The organism is Streptomyces sp. NPDC041122, assembly GCF_055592445.1.
On record NZ_JBVIYQ010000003.1, the window covers coordinates 537,601 to 554,264 of the forward strand.

The window sequence follows — 16,664 nt, forward strand, 5'->3', positions numbered from 1 at the left end:
TGAGCCGACCGCACAACGGATTGAGCGAGGAGCGCACGTGGGCCTTGTCGTGCAGAAGTACGGAGGCTCCTCCGTAGCCGATGCCGAGGGCATCAAGCGGGTCGCCAAGAGAATTGTCGACGCCAAGAAGAACGGCCACCAGGTCGTTGTCGTGGTGTCGGCGATGGGCGACACGACGGATGAGTTGATCGATCTCGCCGGACAGGTATCCCCGATTCCTGCCGGACGCGAATTCGACATGCTGCTGACCGCTGGTGAGCGCATCTCCATGGCCCTGCTGGCCATGGCGATCAAGAACCTGGGCCACGAGGCCCAGTCGTTCACGGGCAGCCAGGCCGGCGTCATCACCGACTCCGTCCACAACAAAGCGCGGATCATCGACGTCACCCCCGGCCGCATCCGGACCTCGATCGACGAGGGCAACATCGCCATCGTCGCCGGGTTCCAGGGCGTCAGCCAGGAGGGCAAGAACATCACCACGCTGGGCCGCGGCGGGTCGGACACGACCGCCGTCGCCCTCGCCGCGGCCCTCGACGCAGAGGTCTGCGAGATCTACACGGACGTGGACGGCGTCTTCACCGCCGACCCCCGTGTGGTGAAGAAGGCGCGGAAGATCGACTGGATCTCGTTCGAGGACATGCTGGAGCTCGCGAGCTCCGGGTCCAAGGTGCTCCTCCACCGCTGCGTGGAGTACGCACGTCGTTACAACATCCCGATCCACGTACGGAGCTCGTTCTCCGGGCTGCAGGGCACGTGGGTCAGCAACGAACCGCAAGGGGACCGCAAGGTGGAGCAGGCCATCATCTCCGGTGTCGCGCACGACACCTCCGAGGCCAAGATCACGGTCGTCGGCGTGCCGGACAAGCCGGGCGAGGCCGCCTCGATCTTCCGCGCCATCGCGGACGCCGAGGTCAACATCGACATGGTCGTGCAGAACGTGTCGGCCGCCTCGACGGGTCTGACCGACATCTCGTTCACCCTGCCCAAGGCCGAGGGTCGCCGCGCCATCGACGCCCTGGAGAAGACCCGCCAGTCGGTCGGCTTCGACTCGCTGCGCTACGACGACCAGATCGCGAAGATCTCCCTCGTCGGCGCGGGCATGAAGACCAACCCGGGCGTCACCGCGACCTTCTTCGAGGCGCTCAGCGACGCCGGAGTGAACATCGAGCTCATCTCGACCTCCGAGATCCGCATCTCGGTCGTCACGCGCGCCGACGACGTGAACGAGTCCGTACGGGCCGTGCACACCGCCTTCGGTCTCGACTCCGACACGGACGAGGCCGTGGTCTATGGAGGCACCGGGCGATGAACCGGAAGCCGACGCTCGCGGTCGTCGGAGCGACCGGGGCCGTCGGCACGGTCATGCTCCAGATCCTGTCGCAGCACGCCGACATCTGGGGCGAGATCAGACTCGTCGCCTCACCGCGCTCGGCCGGCAAGAAGCTGGCCGTGCGCGGTGCGGAGACCGAGGTACTGGCCCTGTCGGAGGATGTCTTCGACGGGGCCGACGTCGCCATGTTCGACGTGCCCGACGAGGTCGCCGCGCAGTGGGCGCCCGTCGCCGCCGCCAAGGGCGTCGTCGTCATCGACAACTCCGCCGCCTTCCGGATGGACCCGGATGTCCCGCTCGTGGTCCCCGAGGTCAACCCGCACGCCGCGCGCGTGCGGCCGCGCGGCATCGTCGCCAACCCCAACTGCACCACCCTCTCGATGATCGTGGCCGTCGGCGCTCTGCACGCCGAGTTCGGCCTGCGCGAGCTGATCGTCTCCTCGTACCAGGCCGTGAGCGGCGCGGGCCGCGAGGGCGTCGACACGCTCCGCCGCCAGCTGCGCCTCGTCGCGGGCACCGAACTGGGCACCAGCCCCGGCGACGTACGCCGCGCGGTGGGTGACGACACGGGCCCCTTCCCCGAGCCGGTCGCGCTGAACGTGGTGCCGTGGGCGGGGACCCTGAGGGACGACGGCTGGTCCTCCGAGGAGATGAAGGTGCGGGACGAGTCCCGCAAGATCCTCGGCCTTCCCGGCCTCCGCGTCGCCGCCACGTGTGTCCGGGTGCCCGTCGTGACCACCCACTCCGCGACCGTGCACGCCCGCTTCGAGGACGAGGTCACGGTGGACAAGGCGCGCGAGATCCTCGCCACCGCCCCCGGCGTCGTGCTGTTCGACGACCCGGCCGCGGGGGAGTTCCCCACCCCCGCCGACGTGGTGGGCACCGACCCGACCTGGGTGGGCCGGGTGCGGAGGTCGCTCGACGACCCGACCGCTCTGGAGCTCTTCGTGTGCGGGGACAACCTGCGCAAGGGCGCCGCGCTGAACACCGTGCAGATCGCGGAGCTGGTGGCGGCGGAGCTGACGTCCGGCGGCTGACCGGCTGCGGCGCCCCGTTCGTGGTTGCGCCGACCGATTGGTATGGACCACCCTGAAGCGGATCTCTTTGAGGGATCTGTGTAAGTTCTGTGTCCAACTTGGTCACGGCGATCGCTTGAACTGGACCAGCTCCGCGTTCGAAGATTCGCGTCTGATCAATGCAACCGACGGCGGGGCGGGGGGCGTCTTTAGCGGTCGCCCTCAGGGGTGGCCCGAGCGCTGTCGGAAAATGGGGCATAGGGGAAGAGCTGGTACGCATGGGGGCATTTGATGCATCGTCACGAGCGGTGCGCACGCAGCATGCAGCAAACGCGATCCCGGATGCGTACAACCCTGATGGGGGGAAGCGTGTCCAACAAGCGTGGCAGAGGTACTCGACTTCACAGCGGTACAGGCGAGAGGCGCAGCGGCGCTGCGTCCGCCTCGTCGACCCCGCACGACCGGCGGCATGCCGGTGATCGCTCCCATGCCCGCAGCGCGGCCCGCCCGCATTCCGGCGCAGCGCGAGGGCGATGACTTGCACGTCACCGCGGGCACCACAGTCGACCATCTCACCGAGACCTATCGCGCCCACTACAGGTCGCTCCTCGGTCTCGCCGCGCTGCTCCTGGACGACACGGCGTCCTGCGAGGACGTGGTCCAGGAGGCGTTCATCCGGGTGCACTCGGCGCGCAAGCGCGTGCGGGACCCGGAGAAGACGCTCGCGTACCTGCGCCAGACCGTGGTCAATCTCTCCCGGTCCGCACTGCGCCGCCGCATCCTCGGGCTGAAGCTTCTGTCGAAGCCGATGCCCGACATGGCGAGCGCGGAGGAGGGGGCGTACGACCAGCTGGAGCGCGACGAGCTGATCAAGGCCATGCGCGGTCTGCAGCGGCGCCAGCGCGAGGTCCTCGTGCTGCGCTACTTCGCCGACATGACCGAGGCGCAGGTCGCCGAGACCCTGGGCATATCGCTGGGCTCGGTGAAGGCGTACGGCTCGCGCGGCATCGCGGCCCTGAGGGTCGCCATGGAGGCGCCGGCATGAGTGAGCGCAAGCGTGATGAGCAGGGCGGATTTGATCGGCATGGCAGGAACGCAGACGTGAACCACGGCCCCGAAGGCGACGGGCCCGAGCGGGAGCCGGATGCCAGGGAGCCGGATGCCGCGGAGCCGGACGCCACCGGGTCCGCCGGAGCCACGGGCTCCGCGCGCTCCACGGATGCCTCCGGTCCCGGATCGGCTCGTGACGACGCCGGCGAATCCGGCTCCGGCGAGTCCGGCTCCGACGGGTTCGGCGCCGACGAGCTCGCGCTGCGGCGGATGATGCGGCAGGCCGTGGAGGAGATCGAGCCGAGCGACCGCACCCTCGAACACCTGCGGCAGGCCGTCCCCGCCCGTCGGGCCCGCAAGCGCCAGGCCGTCGTCGGCCTCGCCGCCGCCGCGCTCTTCATCGGCACCGCCGTCCCCGCTCTGGTGCACGTCACCAACTCGGGCGGCGACTCGGACGACCGCACCTCCATCGCCGGCAACAGCCAGGACGCCCAGGGCGGTTCGAGCCAGGGCAAGGGCCCCGACGGCGCCGAGAAGGGCGCGGGCCAGAAGCCCGGCAAGTCCAAGAGCAAGGACAAGAAAGACAAGAAGGACAAGAGGGACGGCAAGGAGAAGGGCGGCACGGGCGGCGGTGGCACGGGATCGCCGGACCCCTCCACCTCCGAGGCCGCCAGCTCACCGGCCTGCGCCGCGACCCAGCTCGGCGCCACGGGCAGCGCGGGCACGGCAGAGGCCGACAACAAGGTGTACGGCTCCTTCCGCGTCTCCAACGTCTCCGGCAGCAGCTGTACGGTCGAGGCCGCCGGCGCCGTCGGTACGGTGGCGCAGGGCGGGGCCGACCCCGCGAAGATCACCGTGGTCGACCACACGGCGGGCGACGCGGCGACCCGGCTGCCGGACCCCTCGCAGGAGGCCACCCCGTTCGTACTGCGTCCCGGCGCGGCGTACGAGGTGCGGTTCGTCTGGGTGCCGTCGGACTCGTGTCCCTCGGACGGCGGGGAGCCGACGCCCGACCCGTCCCCGTCGGAGGGCACCAGCGGCACGCCGGACGGTGGCACGCCCGAGGGCGTCGAACCGCAGCTGGGGCGGGATGACGGTGGCGTGGTCGACGGCAGCGTCGTGGTCTCCCTGACCGCGGAGCCCGGCTCGCCCTCGGCGGGGACGACGATTCCGAACGCGTGCGCCGGGACGGTGTACCGGACGGGAATCCTGCCGGCTTCGTAGGGCGTGGGTGAGTGGCGGGGCCGGCGGGGGGGCCTGCGCGGGGACCGCGGGACCGCGTGGGGCTTGCTCAGGCGTCGACGGCCCGTTCCCGGTTGCCGTCGCCCTTCTCCTCGCCTGTCCCCTCGTTCGTCCCCTCGCCCGTCTCCTCGTTCGTCTCCGGGTCGGGAAGCAGGCCCAGGCGGGCGTCGCGGGCGAACTCGGCCTCGCGGCGGAAGAGGCGGAACCACATGAAGACGACGAACCCGGCGAAGACGAACCACTCACCGGTGTAGCCGAGATTCTGGAAGGCCTTCAGGTCGAGGCCGGTGTTGCTCGGCGCGGCGGCCGGGACGGCCTTCATGCCGGAGTCGGCCTTGCCGAGGGTGATCCACGCGTCGTACATGTCGTCACGGACGAGGTTGACCAGTGACGCCGAGCTGATCGCGCCCAGCTGGCCCTGGGGCAGACCGCCCGCGGCGCTGACCCCGTTGGAACCGGGGCTCTCCGAGGCCTGCAGCGCGCCGGTGACGGTGACCTCGCCCTTGGGGGCGGCCGGGGCCTTCGCGGCGCTCGCGTCGCCGGGGAGCCAGCCGCGGACGACGGGCAGCGACTTTCCGCCGTCCGTACGGAGCAGCGTCAGCACGTAGAAACCGCGCTTGTCGTCCAACTCGCGGTCGGGTACGAGGAGTTGCTTGCCGTAACGGCCGGTGGCCGTGGCCTGCTCGCCGGAGGTCTCCTTGTCGACGGGGAGCAGCGAGTCGAGGGGCCTGCCCTCGGTGTTCCGCTCCCGGTCCTGCGCGGCGACCTGGTCCTTGGCGGACTCGTGGTCCTGTACGCGGTCCTCGAAGCGGCCGAGCTGCCAGGAACCCATGAAGATGCAGAAGGGGATGGCCAGCACGACGAAGACGTTGATCCCCCACCAGCGGGGCGTCAGCAGAAACCGGTACACACCTCCCACGGTACGGGGCCCCTGCGGGGGGCTGAGCCGTGGGGTCCTGGGTCACCCTGCGGGTGGGGGCGCCTCCGTGCGCGGGCCCCCCGGGAGGTTTGCCGCCAGGGGCCCGCTGAGGCCGGGCGGTGGGTTCGCCGCCTGCGGCGGCCTGCCCCGCCGCTGCGCGGCGGATGCGTCCCACCCACCCGCCCGTTTACCCCGCACCGTCCGGCGCGGGTAGGAGCCCGCTCGTCCCCCCCACGCGCCGAAAGCCGCACCACCAGGTGAACCCCCACCCACCCGCCCTCCCCGCACAGAGCGGTGCCGGGTGAACGGGTGGGTGGGTGGGATCAATCCGCCGCACAGCGGCGGGCCAGGCCGCCGCAGGCGGCAAACCCACCCCCGGCCTCAGCGGGCCACCCCGGCCGGCACCCCCACCGGCGAAGCCGAAGCCCGCCGCAGGCGACCAGCCCGCCGCCAGGCGAAGCCCCGTTCAAGCCCGCCGCCAGGCGAAGCACCGTTCAAGCCCGCCGCACATGCCGCCCCGCGAAGTCCAGCTCCAACCCCACCTGCTTGATCCGCTCGTCCACGACCAGTGACCCGTGGCCCGCTTCGTAGCGGTAGACCTCGTGGACCGCGCCCCGCGCCGCGAGGCGGTCCACGTAGTTGTCGATCTGGCGGATCGGGCACCGGGGGTCGTTGACGCCCGCCGAGATGTAGACCGGGGCCTTCACCTCGTCCACGTACGTCAGCGGGGACGACGCCCGGAACCGCTCCGGGACCTCCTCCGGCGTGCCGCCGAGCAACGTGCGGTCCATCGCCTTCAGCGCCTCCATCTCGTCGTGGTACGCCGTCACGTAGTCCGCGACGGGCACCGCCGCCAGGCCCACCGCCCAGGCGTCCGGCTGCGTGCCGAGGCCGAGCAGGGTGAGGTAGCCGCCCCAGGAGCCGCCCGAGAGGATCAGGCGGTCGGGGTCCGCGAGGCCCGACGTCACCGCCCACTCCCGGACCGCCGCGATGTCCTCCAGCTCGATGAGGCCGACGCGGTGCTTGAGCGCGTCCGTCCACTCACGGCCGTACCCCGTCGAGCCGCGGTAGTTCACCCGGACCACCGCGTACCCGTGGTCGATCCAGGCCGCGGGGCCCGCCGCGAAGGAGTCGCTGTCGTGCCAGGTGGGGCCGCCGTGCACCTCGAAGACGGTGGGGAGCGGCCCCGAGGAGCCCGCGGGCCGCTGCACGAGCGCGTGGATGCGGCCGCCGGGTCCGTCCACCCACACGTCCTCCACGGGGACGGACTTCGGCGCCTTCATGCCGGGCGGGTCCAGGACCACGTCGCCCGACGTGGAGCGGACCACCGGCGGCTCGGCGGCCGAGGACCACATGTACTCCACGGTGCCGTCGGGGCGGGCCGTCGCGCCCGACACCGATCCCGCGGGCGTCTCGATGCGGACCAGGTCGCGCGAGGCGAGGTCGTAGCGGAACAGCTCGCCGCGCGCCTCGAAGCCGTGCGCGATCAGCAGCGCCGAGCCGTCCGGGTACCACTCGGCGCTCACGTCGCCCGGCAGGCCGAGCGCGAGGTCGCTCTCCTCGCCGCTCGCCACGTCCCACACCATCGGCTCCCAGCGGCCCCGCCGCTGGTGCCCGATCAGCAGGCGCGTGTCGCCGTCCACCGGCGCGAAGCCGAGGACCTCGAGGCCCAGCTCGACCGTGCCGCCCTTGGTGTCGTCCAGCTCGGCGACGGTCGAGCCGTCCGCCCGGATCACCCGCAGGGCGGAGTGCATCGCGTCGCCGTGCTCCGTGTGCTCGACGGCGATCAGGGTGCCGTCGTGCGACAGGTCCCCGACGCCGGCCGACTCGCGGTGGCGGTACACCTCCGCCGGGGCGGGGGCACCGGGGCGTACGACATGGATCGTCGAGCCCTCCTCGTCCGTCGAGCGGCCGACGATCACCGTCCCGCCGTCCCTGCCGAGGGCGAGCCCCGCGGGGTACGAGGCGTCGAGGCCCGGCACCGCGGGCTCGTCGGGGCCGCCGCCGAAGGGCTGGCGCATCCACACGCCGAACTCGTCGCCGTCCTTGTCGTTGAACCACCAGATCCACTCGCCGTCCGGCGAGAGGACGCCGTCCGTCGTGCCGTTCGTCCGGTCGGTCACCTGGCGCTGGGCGCCGGTGGCCCGGTCCCACGCGTACAACTCGTACGTCCCCGTCGCGTTCGACACGAACAGGGAGCGCTGCGGGGCGTCCTCCGCCCAGTCCGGCAGCGACACCCGGGGCGCCCTGAACCGCTTCTCCCAGTCCGGCATGGACGTCGACCCTGTCGCCTTCTCGGCACCCGTATCGCTCATGCCCCCCATAGTGCACGCCACCGGCGACAAACCGCTGGCAGGAGTCCCCAGCCTGTGGATAACTCTCCGTTCGCCGATGCCCCTGCCCCTGTCCCCGCCCTCACGGCAGCGGCGACGGCGGCCGCAGCCAGCCCTCCCGCTCGGGCGCGAACTCGCCGAGCTCCCGCCAGTCCCACGCCCGCAGCACCTCCCGCCCCAGGTCGTCGTCCCGTTTGATGACGGTGACGACGACCTCGGACGTGTGCCGGGTCAGGAGCAGCGTCCGCAGCCGGGCGGCCACGCCCGCCCTGCGCCCGGCGGGCGCCACCATCAGCTCGCCGAGCCGGAAGACCCGTCCCGACGCGGTCTGTTCCGCGACCTCCGCGGGCAGGACGCCCCGGAACCCCTCCCACCATTCGCCGCTGCGCTCGGCGCGGTACCCGTAGAGGCAGCCGACGAGACCCGCCGCGTCGGCCACCACCATGTCGAAGTCGGTCTGCTGCACGTCGTGTTCGAACCGCCGCAGGAAGTCCTGCCGACTGCGCTGCCCGGCCCCGGCCGACCCTCGGAAGGCCTCTACGTAGAGGTCGGCCACGGCCTCGCGCTGCTGCTCCGCCTGCCAACGGCTCAGCCGTCGCAGGAACACCTCTGGCATGTGCGCCTCCCCGTCCGCCCTGCCGAGGGCGTACCCCCACACCCTGACACCCTGGACTCCGCATGGTGTCAGCACGGAACGGCCAGCGGAACGGGGGCGACGGGCCGTAAGCCGGGCGGGAAGCGGTCGCGGAAGCCGGGTCGGAAGCTCTCGTGGAAGCCGGGTCGGTGAACTCCCTTTTCCGGTCGGGAGCTTAACCTGGGCGGAAACGGGCAGGCGGCTGTTGTCGTCCCCGTTCGATGTCCCCGACCGAAGGTGAACTTGTGAGGCCGCCTACACAGTTGACTGCCGCGTCCACGCATGAGGCGGCGCGCCCCGCGGGCCCCCGGGAAGAGATGTCCGGCAGCGAACTGCCGTGGGTCGAAGACGCGGGCAGCGTCGCGCCGCAGGACGCGCGCGCCCTGTCGAAGATCTTCTTCGACCGGCTCCAGACCCTCGAAGAGGGCACCCACGAGTACCAGTACGCGCGCAACACCCTGATCGAGATGAACCTGTCGCTCGTGCAGTTCGCTGCCGCGCGGTTCCGCGGCGGCAGCACGGATTCCGACGACATCGTGCAGGTCGGCACGATCGGCCTGATAAAGGCCATCGACCGCTTCGAGCTCTCCCGTGACGTCGCGTTCAGCACCTTCGCGCTGCCCTACATCACCGGCGAGATCAAGCGGTTCTTCCGCGACACCACCTGGGCCGTGCACGTGCCGCGCCGCCTCCAGGAGCTCCGGGTCGACCTGGTGAAGGCCAAGGAGCAGCTCGGCGGCGAGCTGGACCGCGAGCCCACCGTGCGCGAGCTCGCCGAGTACCTCGACCTCACCGAGCGCGAGGTCAACGACGGCCTCGTCGCCTCGAACGGCTATACGGCGGGCTCCATCGACGTGCCCGTCGGCCAGGACGACGGCACCCAGGGACGGGACTACGCCGACGTCCTCGGCGAGGACGACCCCGCGCTCGACCTCTTCGAGGAGCTGCACACCCTGGCGCCCCTCATCGAGCAACTGGACGACCGCGAGCGCCACATCATCGAGATGCGCTTCGGCCGCGAGATGACCCAGGCGCAGATCGGCGAGGTGCTCGGCATCTCCCAGATGCACGTCTCGCGCCTGCTCACGCGCACCCTCGCCAAGCTGCGCTCGGGCATGCTCACCGAGATCTGATCCACCTGACCCACCTGAACCGCCTGACCCACCCGCTCCGGCGGCGCGGCGCCGGCCCCGCTCCGGCGCCGCTCACATGCCGACCGAGTACGCGTGGTCCCCGTAGGGCAGGTGGTAGCCGGCCGGTTGCCCCTGGGGGGCGTACGAGGGGTGATAGGCCAGGTGGTCCGGCGGCTGGCGCAGCTCCTGCTGGTGGCCCTGGTGACTCTGGTGTCCCTGATGGCTCTGGTGGCTCATCGTCTCTTGCGGGAAAAGGCCATGAGCAGACCCGTTGGCTCGGTGGCGCCGGTGGCGCCCGGGTTGTCGCGAGGGAGCCTGCGCGGGCTCCCAAGTGTCACCTCCCGTCCGGACGTCGGCCTGCGCCGAGACGGCCTGGGCGGGTGCGCTCTCCGCGTACGAGAGCTCCTGCACCCTGAGCGCCAGTGCCGACAGATCGCAGCCCAGCTGAGTGGCGAGCACGCTGGGGTTCACCCCCTCGTGCCAGCCCTGGACCAGCAGCTGGTCCATCGGCGCGGTCCACGAGACGGTGTCGGGTACCGCCGTGGGGGCCGCGACCTGCACGTGCGGGGCAGCGGGCGCGGCCACCGGGGCAGGCGCCGCCACCGGCGCAGGCGCGGGTGCGACGGCCTCCCGGGCGGGGGCGTGCACCACCGCGGGTTCCGGCGCGGGGGCGGCCGGTTCGGGCGCGGGGCCGGTGTCCGGTGCCTCGGGCGGGTCGGGTGCGACGGAATGCCGTTCCGCGTACGCCGGATACGCGGGGGCGGCGGCCGACTCGGCGGCCAGCAGCTCCAGCGCGTTGGTCGCCAGGTCGAGGGCCTCCTCGCGGTTCACGGACTTGCGTGCCGTACGGACGTCGCGCTCCGGCAGGCCGAGCACGTGCGCGGCTCCGGTGTCGCTGCCGAGGGTCACGGCGAGCGCCGCCAGCACACGGTTTCTGTTCTTTCTCAGCTCCTCGAGTGTCAACTGCGCGTCCACGACACGTTCGTTGGCCTCGCAGTACATGTCTGCGAGCACGGCATGTCGCTCAAGCCGGTCCCTGAGTTCCATGACCGGCTGAACGGATCAACGTCTTTGAAGGAAATGGCGGTTGCCGTCGAGTACTCCGGTCGGCCCTACTCCTACGATCAGCAGGCGAGTCATTCTTACCGTCTGGCTGCTGGTCGGACGGTTGCGCCGTCCGGGGCGGCCGAGCGGGTGAGGCGCCCGCCGTTCGGGTCTGTTCTCCGGCCCTACGGCCATACGGTCCGCTGAGATGGAAGACCGCTCAACCGACCCCTGACGGTGCAGAATCGTTCTTACAATGCGATCCCGCCGGGTGAGGCGGGGTGGCACGCGCGGGTGACGGCGGGGCGGGCGCCCGGGGCGCCGGGTGACCCGTTCAGCGCAGCCGCCGCGCGCCCCGGGCCGGGCCCTTGGTGTGGGACCGGGTGACGAGCCGTACGTCGACGCGCAGCGGCCGGGGAGCGACCGCGGCGCGCGCCTCGGCCACCGTCTCCCGGGCCAGACGGCGCAGGACGTCCTCCGGGGCGCTGTCCGGCCGCAGGACGACCGTGATGCGGGCGCGCAGCCCTCGCCGGCGGGCCCGACGGCTGCCGCGCCGACCGCTCCTGCGGCTTCCCCGGAGGCGTACACGCGCGTGGGCGACGCCCTGGACGGCGCGGGTCCGTTCGGTCATCGCCGCGGCGAGCGCGGGCCCGGAGAGGGTGATGCCGGGGCTGCCGAGGGGCAGTTCGCGCAGCCGGCCGCCGCGGAGCTGGGCGAGGACCAAGAGGAGGAACAGGAGGACGCCGACGGAGAGCGCGGCGACGACCAGCGCCGTCCACCCGTCGTGGCCGCGCCACCGGCTCAGGTCGTCCGCGTCGAGCCACACCCGGCCGGCGCCGAGCCGCGGCGAACCGGTCGGCAGCCGGTCCCGTACGGGGTCGGTCGCGGACGCGAGGGCGGCCCCCGCGGCGAGCAGCGCCGCCGCCGAGCAGAGCAGGACGGTCCGGTTGAGGGGGCCCCGCATCCGGCTCACCGGACCCCGCCGCCCTGCCCCGGAAGGTCATCGGGCGCGGTCGCCACGGGGGTGCCACCGCCGGTCATGGGCGCCGCGCCTTCCGTCACCGGGATCGCGCCCGCGCCGGCGGTCGCACCGCCCGTCGCGGCCACCCCCGAAGCCGTGTCCGCCCCCGCCGCGTCGCGCCACGTCGGCTCCGGGGTCAGCCGTACGTGGAGCCGTGGCCGTCGTGCCGTTCCCCAGGACGCCACCGTGCGTTCCGCCACATCCCGCAACGCCTGCCGCGCCGCGTCCAGTTGGCCGAAAGTGAGCCCGGCGCGCACCCGGACGGCCCGGCGGCCGACCGACACCCGGACCCGGGCGACCCCGGGCAGGTCCGACACCGCGTCCCGCAACAGCGTGGCCGCCGCGCCCCGGTCGAGGGTCGCGCGGAGGTCCGGCAGGGGCTCGCGCATCGGGAGCCGGCCGCGCAGGCCCGGCGTGACGGCGAGCACGAGCAGCCACACGCCGAGCACGAGCACGGCGAGCGCGGCCACGAGGCCCGGCCAGGCGCTGCTGTCCGGGCCGTGTGTGGTGAGCCACCGCAGCAGGTCCGTCCGCCACCACGCGGGCGGCCGTCCCGCCGCGTGCACGGCGAGCACGTCGTACAGCAGAACCCCGCAGGCCAGGGCGGCGAGCAGCGCCAGAACCCCGACGGGGAGCCGCCGTTGCCCCCACGGCCGCCGCACCCGGCGCCCGGTCTCGCGGGCCCCGCGGCCGGCCGCCGCCTCCTCGACGGCCTGCCCGGCGCCCCGCACCCGCAGCCCGCCCACCCGTATCCGCGGCGAGGGCACCACGAGCCCGGTGAGCCGGCGCGTGCGGTCGGCGACGTGTGAGCGCACGCGTTCCCCCGCGTCGTCGAGGACCTCGGGGTACGGCAGCGTCACGGTGACGGCGACCCGCGCCCGGCGCCCGCGCACCGACGCCGAACCGCGGGTGGCCCGCACCTCCTCGGGGGCGAGCGCCTCCGTGGCGGCCCGCTCCGCGATGCGGCGCACCGCGCGGTCGGCGACGGTCGTCGAGCCGCGCTCCCCGGCCGGGGTGCTCATCGTCGCCTCCGGTCACGGCCGCCGAGGAAGCCCCGTATGTCCGTGCCGTCGTCCACGAGGCGCCCCACCAGGAAGCCGACCGCGCCCAGCGCGGCGACCAGGAGGAAGGCCCCGAAGCCGCCGAACCACCCGGCGAATCCCAGCGCCATCCCGGCCACCATGCCCACCAGAGCTGTGCTCACCACTCACCCCTCACCGCAGAAGAAGACATCGCTGCCGTACCCCGGGCCGGACGTGGAATGCCTACTCCACGCGCGTCTCGCCGGTGGAGTCCACGCTGTCGTCCTCGGGCAGGCGCACGTCGTTGACCGCGACGTTGACCTCGACGACCTCCAGGCCGGTGATGCGCTCCACCGCGGCGATGACGTTCTCGCGCACGTCGTGGGCGACGTCGGTGATGGGCACGCCGTACTCGACGACGATGTCCAGGTCGATGGCCGTCTGCCGCTCGCCGACCTCGACCTTCACGCCGCGTCCGACGTTGGGGCGGCCGCCGGGGACGCGGTCGCGGACGGCCCCGAGGGTGCGGGAGAGGCCGCCGCCCATGTCGAACACGCCGGGGATCTCGCGTGCGGCCGTCCCGGCTATCTTCACCACCACGACGTCGGCGATGGAGGTCTTCCCGCGGGTCGCGGCCGGTTCGGCGGCGCCGGTGCGCCCCGTCACGGTGGTGCTGCCCGGCACGGTCTGGTGCGTGGTGCCGGTGACGGCGCCCCGCCCTTCGCCGCCGGAGGTGCCGGGCGTGCCGGAGGTGCCGGGGGTGCCGGACGTGAACGTCTTCGAACCGGTCTCTTGAGTTGTCATGAGCCATCTCCTCGTCGTCGGAACCTGTCGCTGACCGCCTGCTGTCCGATCGCTCGGAAGCCGGGTGCCCCTTCCCTTGCTCGTCTGACACCCGGGTACGCGATTCGTTACGCGGGTCGGCCGAATCTCTTCTCCGCCCGGGTCACCCGCCCGCCTCGCGTAACGCGGCCGGACGCCGCAGTGTCGTAGGAGTACGACCCGAGTGAGAGGAGCCGCGTGTGCCGGGGGACCGGGACGGTGCGCGGGAGGAAGTGGACGATTCCTCCCGCCGCGAGGACAGACTGCTGGCCGTACGGGCAGCGGAGGGCGACGAAGAGGCCTTCGAGGCGCTCGTGCGCCATCACGTGCCGTCCCTGCTGCGGCTCGCGACGCGGCTGCTCGGCAGCCGGACGGAGGCGGAGGACGCCGTGCAGGAGTCCTTCGTGAGCGCCTGGCGCAAGCTGCCCGAGTTCCGCAAGGACGCGCAGTTCGGCACGTGGATGCACCGCATCGTCACCAACCGGTGCCTCAACGTGCTGCGGGCCCGCCGGCCCTCCGTGGACCTGGGCGAGGTGCCCGAGCCGCAGGCGCCCGAGCACGAGGCGTCGCCCTCCCGGGTGGCCGAGTCGCACGCGGCCGTGGCGGACCTCGGCCGGGCGATGGAGGGCCTCTCTCCCGAGCAGCGCGTGTGCTGGGTGCTGCGCGAGCTGAACGGCCTCGCCTACGAAACCATCGCCGAGACGGTCGGCATCAGTCCGGAGGCGGTACGGGGCCGCGTCTTCAGGGCGCGGCGCTATCTCACGGAGGCGATGGCCGCATGGCGGTGAACGAGGAGTACGGGCCGGACCACGGGATGACGGACGAACCGAACGAACTGCTGCCGTGCGGCCGGGACGTGTGGAGCGTCTGGGAGCGCGCGGAGAACGGCGAGCCCGATCCGCACGCCGAGACCTGCCCGCACTGCGCCGAGGCGCTGAACACGCTGCGCCGCCTGGAGGACGTCGTGTCGGCGGCCCGCGAGAGCGACCCGCGGGAGCCGGAACCCGACGCCGCCGCCCTGGTCGGCCGCGTCATGGACGTGGTGCGCCTCGAACTGCGGCCGGGCCGCACCCTGCCGCTCGGCGAGCGGGCGGAGGACGCGTGGATCGTGGAGGCGGCGGCGGCCCGTACCGTCCGCGCCGCCGCGGAGACCCTGCCGGGCGTACGGGCGGGCAGCTGCCGCATCGAGCCGCTGGACGGCGAGGACCGCGCGCTCCTCGCGCCGGCGCGCCGCTCGCGCGAGCCGGTGCGCATCCGGATCTCGGTGGCCGTGGCCCTCACCTGGAACCTCCAGGAGGTCGGCGAGCAGGTCCGTGACCGGGTCCTGAGCGCGGTGGACGAGGAGCTGGGGATGCGTGTCGCGACCGTCGACGTGACGATCGCCGACCTCATGGACGACACCGACGACCCCGACACCCCGCGCGACGGCGTGGAGAGGCGGCAGCCGTGACCGAACGACCCACCTCCGGCGCGCTCGCCGAGGCCGTACGGGAAGCGGTGCTCGGCACCCCGGGCGTCGCCTTCCTCCGGCCGGGCGTGGCCGAACTCCTGCGCGCGTCCAACCCGCTGACCAGGACCGCGGGAGCGGCGGCCGCCCTCGGCACCTCGTCCCGCTCCTCGGGGGTACGGGTCACCGGCGGCGGCGGCGAACCCTGGAACGCCGACATCCGCGTGGTCCTGCGCCGGGGCCACCGCGCCCTGGACGTCACCCGCGCGGTGCGCGCCGCGGTGACCGAGGCACTCCTGGGGCTGACCGGCGACGCGCAGCCCCCGCGGGTCTCGGTGACGGTGACCGGCCGCGTGTGACGGTACGGGCTAGGCGAAGGTGACTTCGGCGGAGGTGCGGGCGAGCGGGTTCCGTTCGGGCGTACGGGCGTTCTCGTCCAGCATCGTCACGGTGACCGACGCCTTGGTGCCCTTCGGTCCTGCCCCGGAGAGACCGCGCTCCCACCGGTGGGCGGTGGCGCTGCCGTCGCAGGACGCGGTGAACGTGTGCTGGATGGCGGTGTTCGACGTGGACGTCTTCGGGACGGGCGTGCCGGGGACGCCCAGCCACTGGTAGAGGTTCTTGACCGTCTCGGTCTCGGCCGCGGTGAGCGGCCGCGTCTGCTGCGTCCGCAGCGCGACCCGCAGCCGTACGGGGCCGGTGAAGCCCTCGCAGGTGTACGTGCCGGAGAGCACCGCGCGCGAGCCGTCCGCGCTGGTGCGGGCCGTGGTGTCGAGGGTGAGCGCATGCCGTTCGGCGGCGCTCGCCGCGCCGGGCGCCAGAGCCGTCAGCGCGGCCACCGTCGTCACGAGGATTGTCTTCACGCTTCGCTGCACCGCGGGAACCGGCCCTTCCGGGAGGGGAGACATGGCCTCCCCATGGAACCCCGCCCGCGCCGGGCTTCCCGGTAGCCACACGGTGACGTGCGGGTGTGCTGGGCCGGCAGGGTGGCGGGCCGGGAGCCGGACGGGGGCGGGGGACCGGGGCCTAGGCGGCCAGCGGGACGCGGGCGACGATGCGTTTGCCGCCGCCGGGCAGGCGCGTCACGGTCACGTCGTCGCAGAGGCGGCGGACGGTGGGCCAGCCGTGGCCGCCGCTCATCAGGAGGCTCGGACGCGGGCGGGTCACCGGCACCTCGTCGCTGCCGTCCTCGACGGCGATCTCGACGCGCCCCGACCGCACCCGGCACTCGAATCCGCGTACGCCGCCCGCGTGCCGGATCGCGTTGGTGACCAGCTCCGAGGTGACCAGAACGGCGTCGGTGAAGGCCGTCTCACCGACCGGCCGGTGCTCGCGCAGCAGGTCACGTACGGCTTCCCGGGCCGCGGACGGGCTCTGGGGACAGGTGGGGAGGGTGGGTTCCGGCCTGCTGACAGTGGTCACAGCGCATCACTTCCACCGATCGCGTGGGGGCTGTTTCCGTTCGCTTGCCCCGGGTCGGTGTGACCACACGCATCGTTCGGGCCTTTCGCCCGTTTAGGGAGGAAATGGAGGCCCGGGCCCAGAAGGTCGTGCGCTTCCGCTCTGACCAGAAATCGGACCAGAAAAGGGACGGGGAAGGCGCCGTCAGCGATGTGCTGCGGGCCTTCCCCGGCAATGCCCCCCGGCCACG

General features: G+C 72.9%; 18 protein-coding genes. 8 read left to right on the plus strand and 10 right to left on the minus strand.

Annotation, left to right across the window (positions count from 1 at the left end; all coding sequences use genetic code 11):
* The first annotated feature begins 37 nt into the window (after window positions 1-37).
* From ACZ6B8_RS14770 to ACZ6B8_RS14785, 4 genes are all read left to right on the plus strand, one after another.
* Window positions 38-1,309 (plus strand): aspartate kinase, encoded by a 1,272-nt coding sequence (locus ACZ6B8_RS14770; RefSeq protein WP_355810719.1) that lies wholly within the window; start codon window positions 38-40, stop codon window positions 1,307-1,309.
* Window positions 1,306-2,367 carry an aspartate-semialdehyde dehydrogenase gene (locus ACZ6B8_RS14775; RefSeq protein WP_471087107.1) on the plus strand — a complete coding sequence of 354 codons (1,062 nt, stop codon included), beginning with the start codon at window positions 1,306-1,308 and terminating at the stop codon, window positions 2,365-2,367. The genes ACZ6B8_RS14770 and ACZ6B8_RS14775 overlap by 4 nt, the downstream gene beginning before the upstream one ends.
* Window positions 2,368-2,728: 361 nt before the next feature.
* A complete protein-coding gene (locus ACZ6B8_RS14780) occupies window positions 2,729-3,391 on the plus strand; it encodes a SigE family RNA polymerase sigma factor (protein WP_471087110.1) in 663 nt (220 codons plus the stop codon).
* A 56-nt stretch (window positions 3,392-3,447) separates the two neighbouring features.
* Window positions 3,448-4,620: a hypothetical protein gene (locus ACZ6B8_RS14785; RefSeq protein WP_471087113.1), complete on the plus strand. Its 1,173-nt coding sequence runs from the start codon at window positions 3,448-3,450 to the stop codon at window positions 4,618-4,620.
* Between the two features lie 67 nt (window positions 4,621-4,687).
* Here the strand turns inward: ACZ6B8_RS14785 and ACZ6B8_RS14790 are convergent, their stop codons facing one another.
* From ACZ6B8_RS14790 to ACZ6B8_RS14800, 3 genes are all read right to left on the minus strand, one after another.
* Window positions 4,688-5,548, minus strand: a complete 861-nt coding sequence (locus ACZ6B8_RS14790) for an SURF1 family protein (protein WP_471087116.1) — start codon at window positions 5,546-5,548, stop codon at window positions 4,688-4,690.
* A 503-nt stretch (window positions 5,549-6,051) separates the two neighbouring features.
* Entirely contained in the window at window positions 6,052-7,881 is a 1,830-nt protein-coding gene (locus ACZ6B8_RS14795; protein WP_471607439.1) for a S9 family peptidase, read from the minus strand.
* A 91-nt stretch (window positions 7,882-7,972) separates the two neighbouring features.
* Window positions 7,973-8,506 carry a GNAT family N-acetyltransferase gene (locus ACZ6B8_RS14800; RefSeq protein WP_471087122.1) on the minus strand — a complete coding sequence of 178 codons (534 nt, stop codon included), beginning with the start codon at window positions 8,504-8,506 and terminating at the stop codon, window positions 7,973-7,975.
* 335 nt (window positions 8,507-8,841) lie between these two features.
* Between ACZ6B8_RS14800 and ACZ6B8_RS14805 the strand changes: the two genes are divergently transcribed.
* Complete coding sequence (locus ACZ6B8_RS14805) at window positions 8,842-9,657, plus strand: RNA polymerase sigma factor SigF (protein ID WP_471087125.1); 816 nt, start codon at window positions 8,842-8,844, stop codon at window positions 9,655-9,657.
* 72 nt (window positions 9,658-9,729) lie between these two features.
* On the opposite strand, the gene ACZ6B8_RS14810 is transcribed toward ACZ6B8_RS14805, so the two are convergent.
* The 5 genes from ACZ6B8_RS14810 to ACZ6B8_RS14830 all read right to left on the minus strand — a co-directional run bounded on the left by ACZ6B8_RS14810 (window position 9,730) and on the right by ACZ6B8_RS14830 (window position 13,548).
* Window positions 9,730-10,671 carry a hypothetical protein gene (locus tag ACZ6B8_RS14810; protein WP_471607440.1) on the minus strand — a complete coding sequence of 314 codons (942 nt, stop codon included), beginning with the start codon at window positions 10,669-10,671 and terminating at the stop codon, window positions 9,730-9,732.
* A 364-nt stretch (window positions 10,672-11,035) separates the two neighbouring features.
* A complete protein-coding gene (locus ACZ6B8_RS14815; RefSeq protein ID WP_471607441.1) occupies window positions 11,036-11,665 on the minus strand; it encodes an alkaline shock response membrane anchor protein AmaP in 630 nt (209 codons plus the stop codon).
* A 5-nt stretch (window positions 11,666-11,670) separates the two neighbouring features.
* Window positions 11,671-12,744 (minus strand): DUF6286 domain-containing Asp23/Gls24 family envelope stress response protein, encoded by a 1,074-nt coding sequence (locus ACZ6B8_RS14820; RefSeq protein WP_471607442.1) that lies wholly within the window; start codon window positions 12,742-12,744, stop codon window positions 11,671-11,673.
* On the minus strand, window positions 12,741-12,926 hold the full coding sequence (locus ACZ6B8_RS14825) for a hypothetical protein (protein ID WP_471087136.1): 186 nt from the start codon (window positions 12,924-12,926) through the stop codon (window positions 12,741-12,743). Before ACZ6B8_RS14825 ends, ACZ6B8_RS14820 begins: the two co-directional genes overlap by 4 nt.
* 61 nt (window positions 12,927-12,987) lie before the next feature.
* On the minus strand, window positions 12,988-13,548 hold the full coding sequence (locus tag ACZ6B8_RS14830) for an Asp23/Gls24 family envelope stress response protein (protein WP_471087139.1): 561 nt from the start codon (window positions 13,546-13,548) through the stop codon (window positions 12,988-12,990).
* Between the two features lie 251 nt (window positions 13,549-13,799).
* Here ACZ6B8_RS14830 and ACZ6B8_RS14835 point away from each other — a divergent pair, with 251 nt between their 5' ends.
* Genes ACZ6B8_RS14835 through ACZ6B8_RS14845 form a run of 3 tightly spaced genes read left to right on the plus strand, consistent with a single transcriptional unit; the run spans window position 13,800 to window position 15,372 of the window.
* A complete protein-coding gene (locus ACZ6B8_RS14835; protein WP_471087142.1) occupies window positions 13,800-14,354 on the plus strand; it encodes an RNA polymerase sigma factor in 555 nt (184 codons plus the stop codon).
* Window positions 14,345-15,016, plus strand: coding sequence for an Asp23/Gls24 family envelope stress response protein (locus ACZ6B8_RS14840; RefSeq protein ID WP_471607443.1), 672 nt, complete (start codon window positions 14,345-14,347; stop codon window positions 15,014-15,016). Before ACZ6B8_RS14835 ends, ACZ6B8_RS14840 begins: the two co-directional genes overlap by 10 nt.
* Window positions 15,013-15,372 (plus strand): Asp23/Gls24 family envelope stress response protein, encoded by a 360-nt coding sequence (locus ACZ6B8_RS14845; RefSeq protein WP_471087148.1) that lies wholly within the window; start codon window positions 15,013-15,015, stop codon window positions 15,370-15,372. Before ACZ6B8_RS14840 ends, ACZ6B8_RS14845 begins: the two co-directional genes overlap by 4 nt.
* Before the next feature lie 9 nt (window positions 15,373-15,381).
* Here the strand turns inward: ACZ6B8_RS14845 and ACZ6B8_RS14850 are convergent, their stop codons facing one another.
* Window positions 15,382-15,876: a hypothetical protein gene (locus ACZ6B8_RS14850; RefSeq protein ID WP_471087151.1), complete on the minus strand. Its 495-nt coding sequence runs from the start codon at window positions 15,874-15,876 to the stop codon at window positions 15,382-15,384.
* 163 nt (window positions 15,877-16,039) lie between these two features.
* Window positions 16,040-16,435 (minus strand): ATP-binding protein, encoded by a 396-nt coding sequence (locus ACZ6B8_RS14855; RefSeq protein WP_471087154.1) that lies wholly within the window; start codon window positions 16,433-16,435, stop codon window positions 16,040-16,042.
* Window positions 16,436-16,664: the final 229 nt, after the last annotated feature.